Origin of the sequence: Pseudoalteromonas sp. MelDa3, from assembly GCF_002863625.1 — a bacterium.
GTDB lineage: Bacteria > Pseudomonadota > Gammaproteobacteria > Enterobacterales > Alteromonadaceae > Pseudoalteromonas > Pseudoalteromonas arctica.
In genome coordinates this window covers 1-17,928 of sequence record NZ_PJBR01000006.1, presented here as the reverse complement: position 1 = coordinate 17,928, position 17,928 = coordinate 1, and the positions used below count along the sequence as shown (strand labels likewise).

At 39.4% G+C, this 17,928-nt stretch carries 17 protein-coding genes and 1 riboswitch; of the genes, 7 read left to right on the top strand and 10 right to left on the bottom strand.

Going from position 1 to position 17,928, the window contains the following annotated elements; translation table 11 throughout:
* Positions 1-2: 2 nt before the first annotated feature.
* The 4 genes from CXF89_RS01625 to CXF89_RS01610 all read right to left on the bottom strand — a co-directional run bounded on the left by CXF89_RS01625 (position 3) and on the right by CXF89_RS01610 (position 4,147).
* Positions 3-1,007, bottom strand: a complete 1,005-nt coding sequence (locus tag CXF89_RS01625; RefSeq protein WP_121953643.1) for a FecCD family ABC transporter permease — start codon at positions 1,005-1,007, stop codon at positions 3-5.
* 1 nt (position 1,008) lies between these two features.
* Positions 1,009-1,821 carry an ABC transporter ATP-binding protein gene (locus tag CXF89_RS01620; protein WP_121953622.1) on the bottom strand — a complete coding sequence of 271 codons (813 nt, stop codon included), beginning with the start codon at positions 1,819-1,821 and terminating at the stop codon, positions 1,009-1,011.
* 162 nt (positions 1,822-1,983) lie between these two features.
* Positions 1,984-2,108: riboswitch (cobalamin riboswitch) on the bottom strand.
* A 67-nt stretch (positions 2,109-2,175) separates the two neighbouring features.
* Positions 2,176-3,108: a porin gene (locus CXF89_RS01615; RefSeq protein ID WP_024590705.1), complete on the bottom strand. Its 933-nt coding sequence runs from the start codon at positions 3,106-3,108 to the stop codon at positions 2,176-2,178.
* A gap of 166 nt (positions 3,109-3,274) precedes the next feature.
* A complete protein-coding gene (locus CXF89_RS01610; protein ID WP_101216524.1) occupies positions 3,275-4,147 on the bottom strand; it encodes a LysR family transcriptional regulator in 873 nt (290 codons plus the stop codon).
* Positions 4,148-4,238: 91 nt separating this feature from the next.
* Here CXF89_RS01610 and CXF89_RS01605 point away from each other — a divergent pair, with 91 nt between their 5' ends.
* Positions 4,239-4,613 (top strand): MaoP family protein, encoded by a 375-nt coding sequence (locus CXF89_RS01605; RefSeq protein WP_007583734.1) that lies wholly within the window; start codon positions 4,239-4,241, stop codon positions 4,611-4,613.
* Positions 4,614-4,699: 86 nt separating this feature from the next.
* Positions 4,700-5,935 carry a GGDEF domain-containing response regulator gene (locus CXF89_RS01600; protein ID WP_121953621.1) on the top strand — a complete coding sequence of 412 codons (1,236 nt, stop codon included), beginning with the start codon at positions 4,700-4,702 and terminating at the stop codon, positions 5,933-5,935.
* A 17-nt stretch (positions 5,936-5,952) separates the two neighbouring features.
* Here CXF89_RS01600 and rarD read toward each other — a convergent pair whose 3' ends face one another.
* Both rarD and CXF89_RS01590 read right to left on the bottom strand, forming a co-directional pair.
* Positions 5,953-6,870 carry an EamA family transporter RarD gene (gene rarD, locus CXF89_RS01595; protein WP_121953620.1) on the bottom strand — a complete coding sequence of 306 codons (918 nt, stop codon included), beginning with the start codon at positions 6,868-6,870 and terminating at the stop codon, positions 5,953-5,955.
* Between the two features lie 51 nt (positions 6,871-6,921).
* The gene (locus CXF89_RS01590) at positions 6,922-7,377 is read right to left on the bottom strand and encodes a thioesterase family protein (RefSeq protein ID WP_024599000.1); all 456 of its coding nucleotides are present in this window, start codon (positions 7,375-7,377) and stop codon (positions 6,922-6,924) included.
* Between the two features lie 468 nt (positions 7,378-7,845).
* Between CXF89_RS01590 and recQ the strand changes: the two genes are divergently transcribed.
* The 4 genes from recQ to CXF89_RS01570 all read left to right on the top strand — a co-directional run bounded on the left by recQ (position 7,846) and on the right by CXF89_RS01570 (position 12,487).
* Positions 7,846-9,669: a DNA helicase RecQ gene (gene recQ / locus CXF89_RS01585; RefSeq protein ID WP_121953619.1), complete on the top strand. Its 1,824-nt coding sequence runs from the start codon at positions 7,846-7,848 to the stop codon at positions 9,667-9,669.
* A gap of 7 nt (positions 9,670-9,676) precedes the next feature.
* Positions 9,677-9,961, top strand: a complete 285-nt coding sequence (locus tag CXF89_RS01580; RefSeq protein WP_121953618.1) for a DUF3630 family protein — start codon at positions 9,677-9,679, stop codon at positions 9,959-9,961.
* A gap of 171 nt (positions 9,962-10,132) precedes the next feature.
* Positions 10,133-11,842 (top strand): BamA/TamA family outer membrane protein, encoded by a 1,710-nt coding sequence (locus CXF89_RS01575; protein WP_121953617.1) that lies wholly within the window; start codon positions 10,133-10,135, stop codon positions 11,840-11,842.
* A gap of 69 nt (positions 11,843-11,911) precedes the next feature.
* Entirely contained in the window at positions 11,912-12,487 is a 576-nt protein-coding gene (locus CXF89_RS01570) for a mechanosensitive ion channel domain-containing protein (RefSeq protein WP_121953616.1), read from the top strand.
* Positions 12,488-12,840: 353 nt separating this feature from the next.
* On the opposite strand, the gene CXF89_RS01565 is transcribed toward CXF89_RS01570, so the two are convergent.
* From CXF89_RS01565 to CXF89_RS01555, 3 genes are read right to left on the bottom strand one after another with little or no spacing between them, the layout of a single operon-like run.
* Complete coding sequence (locus CXF89_RS01565) at positions 12,841-13,899, bottom strand: succinylglutamate desuccinylase/aspartoacylase family protein (RefSeq protein ID WP_121953615.1); 1,059 nt, start codon at positions 13,897-13,899, stop codon at positions 12,841-12,843.
* Positions 13,886-14,791, bottom strand: coding sequence for a 30S ribosomal protein S6--L-glutamate ligase (rimK, locus tag CXF89_RS01560; RefSeq protein WP_002961977.1), 906 nt, complete (start codon positions 14,789-14,791; stop codon positions 13,886-13,888). The genes CXF89_RS01565 and rimK overlap by 14 nt, the downstream gene beginning before the upstream one ends.
* Positions 14,792-14,793: 2 nt before the next feature.
* The gene (locus CXF89_RS01555) at positions 14,794-15,228 is read right to left on the bottom strand and encodes an ATP-dependent zinc protease family protein (RefSeq protein WP_024596236.1); all 435 of its coding nucleotides are present in this window, start codon (positions 15,226-15,228) and stop codon (positions 14,794-14,796) included.
* A 285-nt stretch (positions 15,229-15,513) separates the two neighbouring features.
* On the opposite strand from CXF89_RS01555, the gene CXF89_RS01550 reads away from it, so the two are divergent.
* The gene (locus CXF89_RS01550; protein WP_076925088.1) at positions 15,514-16,485 is read left to right on the top strand and encodes a zinc transporter ZntB; all 972 of its coding nucleotides are present in this window, start codon (positions 15,514-15,516) and stop codon (positions 16,483-16,485) included.
* A 55-nt stretch (positions 16,486-16,540) separates the two neighbouring features.
* Here CXF89_RS01550 and CXF89_RS01545 read toward each other — a convergent pair whose 3' ends face one another.
* Complete coding sequence (locus tag CXF89_RS01545) at positions 16,541-17,725, bottom strand: polysaccharide lyase family 7 protein (RefSeq protein ID WP_121953614.1); 1,185 nt, start codon at positions 17,723-17,725, stop codon at positions 16,541-16,543.
* Positions 17,726-17,928 lie beyond the last annotated feature (203 nt).

The window sequence follows — 17,928 nt, the reverse complement described above, 5'->3', positions numbered from 1 at the left end:
AATTACACCCTTCGCTTTCTAAAAAACAATAAACTCAAAAAGAACACGCTACCAATAGCAGCGGTTATAACACCTACGGGCAATTCTTGGTTTTTTAGCAATGAGCGCGAAAGTACATCAACCCACACCATAAATGTACCGCCCACTAAGCTGGTTACTAGCAATCCCGCGATGGTGCCTTGGGATATAAAAAAGCGCACAATGTGCGGTACCATTAATCCTACAAACCCAATACCACCACACATAGCTACCAGCACAGCGGTAATTAATGAGCTCAAAACCAGCATAAGTATTCTAAAGCGCTGGACCCTAACACCTAATGTAATTGCGCTTTCATCGCCAAGTAACATGGCATTGAGCTGCCTTCTATAGCTCAGCATTACAAACGTACACAATGTAATTACCAATAAAGGTAACCAAAGCGTAGCCCACTGCGCACGAGCGAAGCTGCCCAGTGTCCAAAATAAAATAGCGGCTACCGCCTGAGGGTCGCTCCAATAAAGCAACAAGCTGGTAAACGCACTAAATAAAAACGACAGAGCAACACCAGCTAATAACATTGATTCTACCTGTGCACTTTGCTGCCTACCTGCAATAAGTATTAATAAACTCATAGCGAGTAAGCTGCCCAGCAGTGCTGCTGCCGATAGCATAAAGCCTGCGCTAATGCCTGCTAATGCCATAAGTAACACCACACCAAATGAGGCACCCGACGATATACCAAATAAGTAAGGATCGGCTAAAGGGTTACGCGTTACCGTTTGTAAAATAAGCCCCGCAATTGCTAAACCAGAGCCAGCTAAAAAGGCGAGTAATGTGCGTGGCATTCTTAGTTCAAAAATAATACGCGTATTAAAAGACGCATCATTTGAGAGTAAAAAGCTATTAAGTACGTCTTGAAGTGAGGTCTCTACTGCACCAAAACTAAGTGCTGCAAATAAGCTAAATAAAGCAGCTGCAGCACTTATAAAAAGCGCAAATGAGTGGCGATTATTAACTGCGCTCATATTATTTGTAACCATAAAAGTAAGTGATATGAGGGATGCTATTTCCCGACTTCGATATTTGCGGGTGGTCATTTACTTGGGCGCAGACACCAAAAACGTCGCCTAACATGCTTTCGGTTAATACCTCAGTTGGCGTGCCTGTATGCGTAATTTCACCATTTTTAATAACCACTAGTTCATCGCACATTGCAGAGGCTAAGTTTAAATCATGAAACGATGCAAATACCGTTACACCCAACGATTTAGCAAGCTCCATAACCTGTATTTGGTATTTAACATCTAAATGGCTAGTTGGCTCGTCCATTATTAACAGTTGAGGTTGCTGGACTATGGCGCGGGCTATCAAGGCACGTTGCTTTTCACCGCCTGAGAGCGACTCAAAGCTTTGATCACTATGATCTTCCAACCCGACTGTATTGATTGCTTGAATGATTTTTTGTTTATCAATGTTAGTTATTGAGCTAAATAGCGATTTATGAGGCGTAAGCCCAAGTGCAATAACATCAAATACGCTTAAGTTAAATTGCGAAGGTGTTTCTTGAAGTACCACAGCGACTTGCTTTGCATAATCTTCACTTTTAAGTTGCCAAATATCGTGGTTATTAAAAGTAACCTGCCCTGATATTGGCCGGTTAAAACGATATAAACAACGCAGCAAACTCGACTTACCCGCCCCATTTGGGCCTATTAAACCCACAAATTTACCTGGCGATATTTGCAAATTAATATTATTTAAAATGCTTTTATTGGCAATCCCCCACGAAACATTTTTAACGTTAAGTAAAGGCGTGTTTAGCGCTGATTTAGTGTGCAACAGTGAGTCCTTGGTAGGCGTGTACTCACTAACAATACAGCTAACAATAACTAGTGCATTAATAAAAATGAGTAAACCCGCTCGTTAAAAAATTATACCAATCTATTTAGATATAGAACCTATTAAGCGATAAATTTAATTCGTTAAATTGTTCAAATATTTATGCTGATTGGTATTGCTCATTTGTATCTGACTTAAAGCGTTGTACTAATTACAGTTACGGGAATAGTTGAGGATTTGCACCTCATTCCAAATGAGGGTCTATTATGGGCGGGTAAATAATTTAAAGCAAAAAAAACCGCGCTCAAAAGAGCGCGGTTAAAAAGAGAGTGTTTTAACTAATTTAGCGAATAGTTAAAACTTGTATTCCATACCTAAGCCTACGTAGTCTTGGTCAACGTTGTTGTCCATATCGAAGCTTGAATAAAAACCAAATACTTTAATATTTTTATTTAATTTGTGATCAAGACCAACTGAAATTGCTGACTTATCGTCGCTGTCGTCAAAGTCCATATCTTGGTATTGCACTTTAAATGTGTTGTTACCCATGCTGTAAGCAGCATTTAGCAAGTAACCATCCGCTTCTGCGCTGCCATCTACTGCTTCTTGTGTTTGGTACATTGCGCCCAATTTAAAGTTTTCAACTTTACCTTGGATTGATGCACGCACTACGTCGTAGCCATTTACTTCACTATCGGCTGCAATAGAGGCGTATACCGCGCTCTTTTTAAGTGCCACGTCACCGTATGTCACCGCCATTGAGTAACCGTTATCAGCGTCTACATCATCTTCAGCTACAAAAGTAGCAAGTACTTTAAAGCCTTCGTATGAGTTTGATGAATAACTAACTGTATTTCCTAAGCGGTTTTCACCTTTAAATACATTTTTAATGTCGCCTTCAAGATCGTTAAATAAATCTAACTTACCTTGAGATTGCTTAAGCGCAGTATCGTTACGACCAATTACAACCTGACCAAACGCACCTTTTAAACCAACATATTGGTTACGCGCAGAAATATTGTCGTCGTTATCGCCTTTTGAATCAGCATCAGACACATCAACTTGAAACTCAAACTTATATACCGCTTCTAAACTATCATTTATTTTTTCAGAACCTTTAACACCAAGACGAGATGCATTACTTTTTATCTCGGTAAAAGACCCTTCGCCATCATCAGATGATTGCACTGTTACATTCGCTTTACCGTAAATGTCTACGTCGGCAAGTGCATTAAAAGATAAACCACTTAATAGTGCTAAGCATAAGCTCGATTTTACAAATTTCATGTTATTTCCTTGGATAATCACAAAAGACTAATTTTCAAAACTGCTGCATTTTGTCATTCATAAATGACAGTAATATTACAACGGAAATATTAATGTCTTTTTTTGTTAATAAAAATGCATTAAATGTGAAATCAAAATAACATGAAAGCCTAGTAAGTGGTCGTACTTACTTATCTTGCTTTAATGACAAGCTTGGCGTCATTTTCGAAAGTAAATTAACTAAGGTTTCTATTAGCTCTTTTTGCTCGTTGTCTCTGTGATACGCTATAAATACGTCTCTTGAGGTGTTTTCTACCCCTTTAACATGAAACAACTCACCTTTTTCTAAATGCCCTTCAACCAATACTTGAGGTATAAATGCACTACCACCACATTGCAGTATTAAATCAAGTGCAATACGTCCCGTGCTGGTTCTAAAGTAAGGTGGCGTTTTTCCTGTAAACTGACGCGCATGCCAAAGAGAAAAAGTAGTTCCCCAATCAACATACACATATTGATTATCAAAAAAGTTTTCGTTCGTTGCGGTGTCGTATCCGCTTACTGGAATGATTGGCAACTCACAAATTCGCTCTACCACTAATTCATCTACTTTTGGCGGATCAAATAATATTGCCAAATCGAGAGTACGCTCTAATAAAAGTCGAGTGCTCTCTTGTTGTGCTTTAACTTCTGCAACCAACGACACGCCCGGCATCGCCGATACAATATTTGTTATACCAAACTGTAAAAAAGCATCCCAAATATTAGGCGTTCCTGCTAAGCTAATTTGCTTATGCATATTGTCGGCAAGTGCAACATCGACTTTGGCGCGCTGCATGCCCGTAATAATCATTTGTGCGTGCGGTAATAAGCGCTCGCCAGGTGCTGTAAGTTGAATATTATTACGCTGGCGAATAAACAAATTAACACCAAGCCCTTGCTCTAATTGGCGAATTCTAAAGCTCACTGCAGACTGCGTAATATAAAGGTTTTCGGCCGCTTTACCAAAGTGACGCGTACGCACTACTTCAACAAATGTTTTTAATAAATCGATATCCAATTTTTTATCCTCACGATAAAAATAATTTGTTTAATAAATTGCCAAACTTGCATCATACTCCAGCTAATTAATAGGGTATGAGGATAAAGCTATGAGCAATAACATTTCATTACTACGCCAAGCATTTGTTAGCCAACGTCAATTTTATGATGATCAGAATTTTCCACGTGGTTTTAGCCGCAGCGGAAACTTCACCTTATTAGAAGCCAGTATATTAGAACAACACGGTGTTGTTTTAAGAGGCTTATACAGTAAAACAATTGAGCCGCAAAACGAACATCAAGAACAGTTTGTAGCAGTAGTAACTGGCTCACAAGAACCTACTAACCCAATCGAACGTGCTTGGGTAAAATACTTAAAGCTAACGACCTGTAAAACTAAGTTTCATACTTTATTTGGCCGCTCAAAAATGTCAGGGCCGGCACCGATTAGCCAAGAGTATTATTCAGAAGCGGATAATCTGTAAGTACTTAAGTTGTTTGCTTTTTTGCGTTTTAACAGTTACAACTTGTATAAGCAAATAATTTTGCAAAATATAAACAAGGTTGTTACGTGACGCGAAAAATACTAATAGTTGAAGATACACCTGCAATGGCGCGAGTGCAAAAGCACATCGCGCTTAAAGCAGGTTATGAAGTTGATATAGCAGAGTCATTAGCACAAACAAAAGAGCTAATAGGTAAAAATAGCTACTTTTGCGCTGTAGTTGACTTTATATTACCTGATGCCCCATCAGGTGAAGCAGTACCGTGTACTGTTAAGGCTGACATTCCAACCATTGTAATGACGGGTAATATTGATAAACAAACCCGCGATACAGTCGAAAAATATCCAATCATCGATTACATCATTAAAGAAAACAAACAAGCATATCAATACCTTGAAAGACAATTACTTAGATTAACTCGCAACGAAAATGTAAAAGTGCTCGTTGTTGATGACTCCGCATCCACACGTACTTATATATGCAGCTTGCTTGCACGCCATAAATATCAAACTCTACAAGCTGAAGACGGTATAGAAGCACTGGCTATACTTGAAACATCTTCGGATATATCGGTAATTATTACTGATAACGAAATGCCAAACATGAATGGTGATGAACTATGCACTGAAATTCGCCGTTTATATGACAACGATGAAAAAGTGATTATAGGTATTTCAGCCGCAGACTCGTCTGATTTATCAACTTTGTTTTTAAAAAATGGCGCAAACGATTACCTGCATAAACCTTTTAATAATGAAGAGTTTTATTGCAGACTTAGCCAAAACGTCGATATGTTAGAACTTATGGCCACCATAAAACGACAGGCTAATACTGATTACCTTACTAATTTACCAAACCGCCGTTACTTTTTCGAAAAAGCTGAAAAATCACTAAAGAAAATTAAACGTGCTAAAGGTGATGGTGCTTTAGCGATGCTTGATATTGATCACTTTAAAGCGATTAACGACACATACGGACACGATGTTGGCGACGAAGTATTAAAAGGGCTCTCCATTTGCTTTAGCAAATATTTTAAAAAGTATTTAGTAGCCCGTTTAGGTGGTGAAGAGTTTGCCGTTTACTTTGCAAATGCGGATAAACAAGAAGCGCTAAAAAGACTTGAAGGTTTTAGGTACTTTATAGAGGCGAATAGCCAAGAGTTTAGTAAAGAAAAAATCAAATTTACTATATCTATTGGTTTTTCAAACGGGCCTGTTTATAAAATTGATGAACTATTAAAACAGGCCGATTTAAAGCTTTACGACGCTAAAGAATCTGGTCGTAATAAAGTAGTTAGCTAACAGCTCTATTAGGTTAATTATACTTCTGCGGCTGTAATAGCCGCTTTTTTACGTTTGCGTGATTGATGGTAAGAGTCCCAACTAAAAATAGCTAGCGCACTCCAAATACATGCAAACGTTACTAAACGTTCTGCGTCAAACACTTCACCGTAAAACACCACTGCCAATATAAACATTAGGCTTGGCCCTATGTACTGAAAAAATCCCAGTGTAGTGTACTGCAAGCGTTTGGCGGCGCCGGTAAAACACAGCAATGGTAATGTAGTTACAATACCTGCACTAATCAGTAATGCATTAGTATGCCAATCGTTGGCTGGGAGGCTTGAAGTTGGTGTCGGCACCATTAACCACCAATAAATGAGTGCAACAGGCAGTAATATAAGTGCTTCAAGTAAAATACCAGGCAGAGCTTCAACAGGTAACTTTTTACGTATTAAACCATAAAGCGCAAACGATATAGCCAATGAAAATGCCACTACCGGAAACGAGCCAAAACTAATTAACTGCAGTACAACACCACTAAAGGCAAGTGCCACTGCTACGCCTTGAAACTTACGCAGGCGTTCACCTAAAAAGAGCATTCCCAGCAATACATTTAAAAGAGGGTTTATGTAATAGCCCAAACTCGCATCAAGCATATGGTTATTATTTATAGCCCATATAAATAAACCCCAGTTAAACCCTAGCAGCGCAGAGGTAATAACAAGCATAAGCAAAAGCTTAGGCTGAACAATGATGCGTTTTACTTTGCCCCAATACTTTAAAACACTTACTACCAGTACTAAAAATACAACCGACCAAACAACCCGATGCATTAAAATTTCAAAGGCAGTAACATGCTGAATTAACTTAAAGTATATTGGCGCAAGACCCCACATAAAAAAAGCAAGACAAGCAAAAATAGCACCTTTACGCTGCTCGGTATCAATCGACATAATAAACACTTAGTGATTTAAAAGGCAGCTAGTTTACTTGCCACGCGCGTTTTATCCAACTAAATACGTACCAGTTCCAAAAGCAATTTGAACAGATTGTTCGTTATGCAATTCCATTCTACACACACATACTTTATTGCCTGAGCGAATAAGTGTGGCACTTGCTATAAAGCTCTCCCCTTTTCCTGGGCGCAAATAATCGGTTCGTAAATCGATAGTGCCAAGGGTTGCTAGCTTTTGCTGTACACTCTTAATGTCTATATCGGTTAGCTTATCAATTACACTCGCTGCCGCGAGCATGCCTCCTACGTTGTCGAGAACGGCTGAAATAACGCCACCATGTAATATTTTTTGCGCAGGGTTTCCTATAAATACGTCTTGCCAAGGAAAACTTATTTTTGCTTGCTCTGGAGTAAGTGACTCAACCGAGATATTTAAAAACTGATTAAATGGCATGCCATTTACAAACAATGCGCCCACTTGTTCAATTAACATTTCTTTATTCATTATTATTCTCTATGTTTAAACTGGTACGATGAGTAAAGCACAACTTAAGCAAAACTACGAGGCTCTCGTTAAGTCATTTTAAATAAGCCTGATATTAAAAAGCTATTTCAACACTAGGGTCTGTTGATCTTTCAAGGTTAAATTTGCAGCAGTCTGTTTGGTATTTAGGCAAGGCAGAGCCTATGTAGTGTGGTTATTCCCCATAAATGGGCGATAACGTAGCATTAATGACAAACAGGCGCTGCCCAAAGGGTTCTTCCTAGGGGCTATTTACTCTTTGTTGCTCAGTTTTTACTTAGCCCACTAGGTTACAAACCTCGCGCCGCGATTAAATAGTCCCTAGTCTGAACAAATTTTAATCCGCAAAGATCAACAGACCCTAGCAGAGTTAAATTTACTTACAATAGGGGTAAGGTTAAGTAACTCAGCTAAAGACATCTCACTAAAAAACCACTAAAATACCCGCCAATGAATACATCAACTCCCTCTTCGAGCACACTAGTGCGTAAACCCGAAACTGTCCTCAAACAAGTGTTTGGCTACAGTGAATTTCGCGACGGTCAAAAAGCAGTTATTGACGCTGCTATTAATGGTCAAGACTCTCTGGTATTACTACCTACCGGCGGCGGAAAATCAGTATGCTATCAAATTCCTGCTTTAGTGCTTGAGGGTGTAACTATTGTTATTTCTCCACTTATATCGCTTATGCAAGATCAGGTAACACAACTGCAAGCACTTGGGGTAAAAGCAGCTTACGTTAATAACAGCTTAGCGCGAGAAGAGCAGCAATTAGTCTATCAACAGCTTCATCAGGGGCAAATTAAGCTTCTATATGTGGCACCTGAAAAAGTATTACAACGCGAATTTTTAGAACGTTTATCGCATTTAAATGTGAGTTTATTTGCCATTGACGAAGCGCATTGTGTGTCACATTGGGGTCACGACTTTAGGCCTCATTACTTTAGATTAAATGAATTAAAGCAGCGTTTTGCACACGTCCCCATGATGGCGCTAACTGCAACTGCCGATAAAGCCACCCGTTTTGATATAGTTGAGCAATTAAAACTACAACAGCCTTATATTCATACTGGCAGCTTTGATCGCCCTAATATTCGCTACACCATAGAAGAAAAATTTAAACCTATGGTGCAATTGCTTCGTTACTTAAAAGAGCAAAAAAGCCAAAGTGGTATTATTTATTGCACCAGCCGTAAACGTGTAGACGACATTGCCGAAAAATTGGCTGATGCAGGGTTAAACGCTGCCGCTTACCATGCTGGTATGAGTAATGAGCAACGACAGTTTGTTCAAACTGGTTTTGCCCGTGACGATATTCAAATAGTGGTCGCAACCGTTGCCTTTGGTATGGGTATAAATAAGCCTAACGTGCGTTTTGTACTGCATTACGATATTCCAAAAAGTATAGAGTCTTACTATCAAGAAACAGGTCGAGCTGGGCGAGATGGACTCGCAGCTGAGGCCATAATGTACTTTGATCCAGCTGATATTGGCCGCGTAAGACGCTTTTTTGAAGACATAGACGACGAACAACGCCGCCGCGTAGAAGAACAACGCTTTAACGCAATGGCAAGCTTTGCAGAAGCACAGACCTGTCGTAGGCAAATATTACTTAATTACTTTAGTGAATATCAACGCGAGCCTTGCGGCAACTGCGATATTTGCTTAAACCCGCCAAAAAGCTTTAATGGTACCTTAGTCGCCCAGCAAGCACTTTCGTGTGTATATAGAGCTGACCAACGCTTTGGTCTTGGTTACATTGTTGAATTACTACGTGGTGCAAATACTAGCCGCATACGCGATAACAATCATCATGAGCTAAGTACTTACGGCATAGGTAAAGACAAAAGCAGTGAATTTTGGCTCAGTATTTTACGCCAGCTTATTCATCAAGGCTTACTTAGCCAAGATATAACGCAAGGTGCGTCACTTAGATTAACCGAAGCCGCGCGTGCAATTTTAAAAGGCGAGTACGCACTGCAATTAGCCGAACCACGCCTGCAAGCCAAACACGTTTATCAAGATAAATTAGCGCAATTTAATTACGACAAAAAACTGTTTGCTCGCCTGCGCGCACTACGTAAAGAACTTGCTGATGCCGATGATGTACCACCTTATGTGGTATTTAATGATAAAACGCTAGCCGAAATGGCGCAGCTTATGCCAACAAACGACAGCGAATTTTTAAAAGTGTCGGGGGTAGGTTTTACCAAATTAAATAAATACGGCGGCGAATTCTTAACTGCAATTCGTAATTACCTAGCTACAAATTAAGAAAGTTATGACTCAAATAGAATATGACCACGCCCATAAATACATTTTAATTACACCAGTCGAGCCGCCAAACGATGAAGACTTTGAGCTGTGGAGTACCCTATTTTTACACTCAGATGATGTAACACTCAACGAGTATTCTGCAGGTGCCGATCGCCATCAAGTTCGCTTTACCTATCATCAGCAAACCTTTAATTTAAACTATGAGCATTATAGCCAAAGTATTTGGATTAATGCCGAAGGCCATGAAGCTGAGCACTTATTAGCCGCTTTAGCATTTTATTTAAGTTAGCTTTTAATACCCCTCGCACAGGCGGTTCTAAACCAGGTTGCTTATTAACAAAAGTGAATATGAGTAACAATTAATTAGTTTCAAAATCCATACCTTTTACTTACATTATAATAACAATGATGTAAGCTGATATTACGGTAGTCATTTGCTACGTAGCAGTAAAGAGGTTTAATGGTGAACAAGAAATGGATAGCACAGTGTTGTATTAGCTTAACGGTTATAAGCTCTTATGTGCCTAATGCATTCGCACAACAATCTTCAATGAAAACAGATAACTGCCTTGTAGAACAGACAGATTTAAGCACAGATAAAAACTTACGCCGAGAAGTCCAAGACAAAACATCCCTCACAAATAGTAACAGTAACGCAAAAATAGCCTCAATAAAGCTCAAGCAACTTAATGTATTTAATACTGAGCTTGAAGAGGAAAATAATGCCCTATTCCGATTTGCTAACCGCGCTCATATTCAAACAGAGCCCGATGTGATTAATAACCTTTTATTATTCTCCCCTGGTGACAAGTACGATGCTAAAAAGCTTGCAGAGTCTGAGCGCTTACTTCGTAAAGAAAGCTACTTATATGATGCACAAATTAGTGCAATCGAAAACTGCGACGGTGACGTTAATGTAGAAGTGGTTACCCGTGATTTATGGACACTTTTACCTGAAGTAAACTTTAGCCGTAGCGGCGGAGAAAATAAATCGAGTATAGGTTTTAGAGAATCAAACCTGCTTGGTTGGGGGAAGCGCCTTTCTTTGTCACGCACGACCGACAGCGATCGTAGCGGTTATTTATTTGTTTACGACGATCCTAATATTTTATCTACTCGCTACCGCGGCCGTTTAGAGTACGCTGATAACAGCGATGGCAAGCGCCATTTACTTGAGCTAACCTATCCATTTTACGCGATAGATACCCCTTTTAGTTACGGTATTTTAAGCTATTCTGAGCAGCGCGAAGAGTCACTATATAAACGCGGCGAAGAGTTTAGCGAATTTGATCAAACTACTGATTTAAACCGTGCATTTATAGGACACTCTAAAGCGCTTGATAATAATTGGACCCAGCGCTTAACCTTAGGTTATACCGACGAGCAGCATACCTTTGAAGCTATAGACACTACATTTGCACCACTTGCCGATGACAGAAGTTTAAGTTATCCCTTTATAAGCGGCCATTGGTTTGAAGATAACTACATAAAAGTACGCAATTTTGACAGTATATCTCGCACTGAGGATTTAAACTTAGGTTGGAATATTAAAAGCTTAATTGGCTATTCAGACGAATCATTAAGTAATGACGACAGCCGCGCGGTGTATTCTTTTAACTTTAAAAAAGCCCACTTTACTAACGATAATACCTTATGGCGTTTTAGTGCTGATATTGATGGCTATTGGAATAAAGAACAGAAAAAACTCGAAAACTTTATGGCCACCAGCCAAGTACAATATTATTTAAATACCAGTGAAGACCAATCTTGGTATGTTAAAGCCCGCGTGCAATACGCAAAAAACCTTACTGCTGATCAACAGCTTACTTTAGGCGGCGAAACAGGCCTGCGTGGTTACCCTATGGATTATCAACATGGCGACCGCAGCTTTTTAGTTAATCTAGAAAAGCGCTATTACTGGGAGTACGATTTACTACAACTATTTAAAGTGGGTGGCGCAGCTTTTGTAGATGTGGGCAGAGCATGGTTTAACGATAAAGATAATGGTGAAAACGCACATGTATTAAAAAATATAGGCGTGGGTCTTCGTTTAGCACCGAGTCGTGCAAATTCAGGAACCATGATCCACATTGATATTGCCGCCCCAGTTGATAGCTACGATGACGTAGACTCAGTACAGTGGCTAGTAAGCGTTAAAAACACTTTTTAAATAATACAAACACGTTAAACTAATACCAATTGCATTAAATTACATTGTTATGAAAGTTCAGGACCTAATGTGGAAATAATAGAAGTTTTAGAATTGTTTGCATCACAATATAAGTTAATTGTAACTATAATCGCTATTTTGGTTTTCCCTCTGCTATTAAAAATAACCAAAAAATTACTCGAAAAAGCAATTAAGGGGAAAGTTGATTTACACCGAAAATACCGTGCAGAGCTCTTACTAAAAATTATACTCGCCTTTGTCGTGCTGTGTTTAGTTTTAGTATTTTGGGGTATAGAGCTTCGTGGCTTATTGGTTTTAGGCTCCTCTTTATTCGCTATGTTAGGCATAGCGCTTTTTGCCGCTTGGTCATTACTGAGTAACCTAACCGCATTTTTACTAATGTTTATTCAAAACGATTGCCGTGTTGGCTATTGGGTACGAATTATTGATGGTGCAAATCATGTTGAAGGGCGCATTGTTGAAATGGGCTTAATGAATGTAGTACTTGAGCATATTGATGGGCACCGTGTAATTTACCCTAATAATTTATTTGTGACACGCCCTGTCATGGTTTTAAATAAAGAACCAAAGCCAACAAAAGCTCCCGTTATAAAGCGTATTATTGGCCCTAAAAAACATAGTTAAAAAAGTACTAGTCACAAAAAAGCCGCAGTAAGTAATTAACTTCTGCGGCTTTTTAATGCTTTAACTAACCACAATTAAGACTAGGGCGTGTTGATCTTTGATGGTTGAATTTGCAGCAGTATGTTTGGTTTTTAGGCAAGGCAGAGCCTATGAAGTGTGGTTACTCCCCATAAATAGGCGATAACGCAGCATAAATGCCAAACATGCGCTGCCCTTCGGGTTCTGCCTAGGGGCGATAAACTCTTTGTTACTCGGTTTTTACTTAGCCCACTAGGTTACAAACCTCGCGCCGCGATTTAATCGCTCCTAGATTGAACAAATTTCAATCCGCAAAGTTAAACACGCCCTAGCTATTAGTTATTTAGTTCAGCTGTTTTAAGCTCGTCATCTAAATCGTTTATCTCGTCAATAAAGTTCTCTAGTTGCTGCTCTACTAAACTATTGTCATTTGCAAAGTAAGCAAGGTGGAATACCGCGTCACCTTCATTTACTAATGGCATAGTTTGCTGACCAATAACAATCCCGCCTTTGGGCGCTAAAAGTTCAAGCTCAGAGTCGCCTAATGGGCTACTAATATAAGCAAGTACTTGCCCTTTAGTCACATGCTCACCTAGTGATACTTGTGCACGCACAATGCCATCAACCTCTGCACGTATCCAACTAGTCGAACCGGCAATGATAGGATCTGGTAACTTTTTAGGACGCTTGCCACGGATCATTTTTAAATGACGCATAACATAATCAACACCCTGCACACCTGCCGCAATAGCTATAGGATCAAAACGCAGTGCTTCACCTGCTTCATAGGTTATAACCGGTATACCTAGGTTTGCAGCTTCACTTCGTAATGAACCATTACGCAATGACGCATTTATTACCGCTGGTGTACCAAATGCTTTAGCCATATCAGCCGTTGCTTCATCTTCTAAATTAGCGCGAATTTGCGGTAAGTTAGTTCGATGAATAGCGCCAGTATGTAAATCAATAATGTGAGTACAATGTACTGCCACTTGATTAAAAAACATATAAGCCATACGCCCAGCAAGTGAGCCACGCTCAGAACCTGGGAAACTACGGTTCATATCGCGTCGGTCTGGTAAATAACGCGATTTATGAATAAAGCCAAACACATTCACAATAGGCACAGCAATTATTGTACCGCGCAGTTGGCTTGGGTCTATTTTAGCAATTAACTGACGCACAACTTCTACGCCATTTAGTTCATCGCCATGGATCGCCGCACACACCATAAGCACAGGGCCCTCCATTACACCATTAACCACTTCAATAGGAATATTAAGTGGTGAATGGGTATAAAGTTTAGCTGCCTCTAAGGCAAGTGTTTTACGCTCGCCTACGCCTACACTTTCACCTAATAAGGTAAAAGGACGGTTAATTTTAACCTTTGCCACGTGTTGCTGTTCCTTTACTTGAAGCATTTTTTTCGATGAAATCAATCACCATGCCTGCAATGTCTTTACCTGTTGCTATTTCAATGCCCTCTAAACCTGGTGATGAGTTAACTTCCATCACAAGTGGTCCACGAGATGAGCGAAGTAAATCAACTCCCGCTACGTTTAAGCCCATTGATTTAGCCGCTGCTACTGCCGTTTTACGTTCTTCTGGAGTAATGCGAACTAACGTAGCGCTACCACCACGGTGAAGGTTAGAACGGAACTCACCTTCTTGTGCTTGGCGCTTCATTGCTGCTATTACTTTATCGCCTAGTACAAAACAACGTATATCCGCGCCACCTGCTTCTTTAATGTATTCCTGAACCATAATATTAGCTTTTAAGCCCATAAATGCTTCAATAACACTTTCTGCCGCTTTGCGTGTTTCAGCAAGTACAACACCAATGCCTTGTGTGCCTTCAAGTAATTTAATTACAACAGGTGCACCGCCTACCATTTCTAGTAAGTCTTTTACATCATCTGGTTTGCTCGCAAAGCCAGTTACTGGCATACCAACGCCTTTGCGCGAAAGTAACTGAAGTGAGCGTAATTTATCGCGCGAACGAGAAATAGCGACTGATTCGTTTACTGGATAAACACCCATCATTTCAAATTGACGAAGTACCGAACAGCCATAAAATGTAACCGATGCACCAATACGCGGGACGATTGCGTCAAATTCTTTTAAGTTTTCACCGCGATAGTGAATTTCTGGTTGCTCCGAGTTTATATTCATATAGCAGCGTAATGCATCAATCACCTTAACTTCGTGACCGCGTGCTTCTGCCGCCTCAATTAAGCGACGTGTTGAATATAATTTTCTGTTGCGAGATAAAATACCGATTTTCATAGTTAAACCTTACGACCTAATAGTTGAGATAAAGCCGGGTCAACGACTATACGATTTTCCATGGCTGTACGCCCTAATAACATTCTAAACTTCATTGTTGCACGGCTTGTTAAAGTAAGCTCTATCGGCCAACTATGCTCGCCTGCATGCAATGTCGTTTCTATAAAATAGCGTAACTCTTTTTGCCCACTTGAGCTGGTTACGTACTTCATTTTTTTAACTTTTGCCTTGCAAGTGACTTGCGTTTGCTCATCATCCTGCAATGGTTGGGCCGTAAATTTAACCCATTTCTCTGAGTCAACTTCGTATTCTTCAATGTTAATTGCATGAATACATGAAGTGCGAGCGCCTGTATCAATTTTTGCTTTTATATCGTTAATACCAAGCTCAGGTAAACTTAACCACTCACGCCAACCAACTGTAATCTTTGCTGTCATAAATGTGCCCTTAATAAAAAAGTGACTTATACGCTACAGGTAAAAAAACACCAACGAAATAAATTTATCTAGTCGATTAGTAAATTAAATTGATCTTTTTGAACAACTAGTCACACAATGCACGCCTTACTGAACAGTACTTTATGCTACTTTGCTCAGCCCCTAGGCTCTGCATTTATTTGGTTGCTCAAACTTAACTTATTAAAAATAAAGGTAAGTTTAAAATACTTAAGTAGATACACTATAGTTAACGGTATTAAAAATACACTATTATGAGAAATAATTATGATTAATGGTTTACTACATGCACTTGTACTTGATGGACAAGGCGGCGCTCGCCCTATTGAAAGCACGAATGAGCTAAATAGCTGGCAACCAAGCCAAGGGAAACTTTGGGTGCACATGGACTATAGCCAAAGTGAGGCGGTTGAGTGGCTCAAGGCACAGCCTCATTTAAACGATTACGAATTAGACTCTTTAATTGCTGATGAAACACGACCACGTATTACAGCAACAACTAATGGGCACATGTTATTTTTACGTGGTGTAAATTTAAACCCAGCACAAAGCCCTGAAGACATGGTTTCAATTCGTTTATTTATTAGTGAAAATATCCTTATTACCACCCGTAAGCGCCGTTTATTATCGGTGCAAGATACGCTTGCGTGTTTAAATGAAAACAAAGGTCCATGTAATATTTCTGAGCTAGTATGCTCCATTACACAAAAACTAACCTCTCGCATGCAAAGCGTTATTGATTCACTCGATGAAACACTCGATGAGTTTGAAGAAGAAATAGATGAACCTAGTAAAAGGTTTGATAACCAAGGTTTATCACAGTTACGCCGTCAAACAATTGCCTTAAAACGCTATTTAAAACCGCAAAAAGAAGCCCTTAGCTCAATGGTAAATAATCACTATTCCTGGCTGTTGGATGACGATAAAGCAAAACTTAATGAAACGACTAACTTACTTATTCGTTATTTAGAGGAGCTTGATAGCTCGATTGAGCGTGCGCAAATCATTCAGCAGACAATCACTAACCAAGTCTCTGAACAGTTAAACCAGCGAATGTATGTTATGTCAGTAGTAGCGGCACTTTTTTTACCGTTAGGCTTTTTAACTGGCCTGTTAGGTGTAAACGTAGGGGGTATTCCGGGTACCGAAAGCCCTTATGCATTTAGTGCTTTTGTCATATTTTTAATTGTGCTTACTGGCGGTATTGGTGTGTATTTTAAAAATAAAAAATGGCTATAAATTAAAGCAATTTTAGTATGGCCACTCAATTGAGTGGCCATGATTGAGTAGCTAATTAGTTAGTTTCTCGGGTATAACTAACATTTGTCATCGTTACTTTAGATTCTGTAATCCCTAAATCTTCAAAGCACTCTTTGAAAGAATCCGAATTACCCGATTCCCCACACTCATCCAATGTATCAGGGTCTTGTGATTGTAGGTAATTACCAAATTTAAAGTATGACTCTGAGTCATCTTCTACAGGTATACCAAATGAGCGACCTAGTGCGCTAACATCAACATCGCCATAATTATTTTCAACACGTAGAGTAAACGAGCCACCACTAGTAATAGTACCAAGGGCAAATTTTTCTTCGTTACCGCTTGTATTTCGCAGACGAACATAAACGTCAAAAATGCCATTTCCAGCTACACTGTCATCAAATCCAGATTCATCTGTATCTGAAACATACACTTTAGAAATTGTCCCGGTATCGCTAGCATGGTGCTGAGAGATAATTGTTTTACCACCATCTGACATTTCAACTTTTACAGTTGCCTCAAAAACCTCATAGGTTTCGGTCATTGCAACACGTGCACTTTCTTTAACTTTATATTCATGACGCCAGCCATTCCCGTTTGGAGTGATATGACGCGCTTCTAAAGGAACAAACTCCAAAGTATCGCTATTTACTAATGGATGAGGATCATTACCTTCAAGATCAAAAATACTACCGTTGGTGATGTTACTCGCTATACCAGAGCCACTACCCGTATCACCGCCGCCAGTATCACCACCGGTGTCTCCACCGCCAGAAGAACTACCCTTAGTTAACGAAAAGTCATCAAAACGAACATCGCTTGAACTCTTATCATGCTTAGCAAATACTTGTAGTGAACCAGTGTTAGCCGTGGTGAAAGTTTTAGATACTTTTGTCCATGAAGAAACATTGAATTTCTCACTTTTAAACAAACCATTAAGATCATTGATCCCGATTTGCCCCTTACCGAGTACATAGGCACTTAACGTGTACTGAGTATTTCGATCTACATCTACATTTTGGTAAACACGCCCTGGGCTACCTTGTATTTTCAGTGATTTAGAGCCTTTATACGAATCTGAAGATAGCGCTGCAGGCTCTGTTTCATTCCAATTACTCCAGCCACCTTCAAAACCTGAATTTTCAATCGTAGCAGCGTGCGCAAAAGAAGTACTTGCAGCAACTGCAGAGCAAATAAGTAACTTTTTAAATTTAACCATTATTTTTATTCCTTTAAACCTGAATAATAAGCAACCTTACAGCTTAACTTGGCGATAAAAATCAAACCTAGATCGCATCATGTAAACAGACTTTTAAACCCAAAAAAATTGGTAACAACAAAAAACATTTTAAAAGAAAAAACCTTCAAATTGGTATTACCAAAACCATCACCTAACCGGCAAAACAAGGCTATATTTTTTGT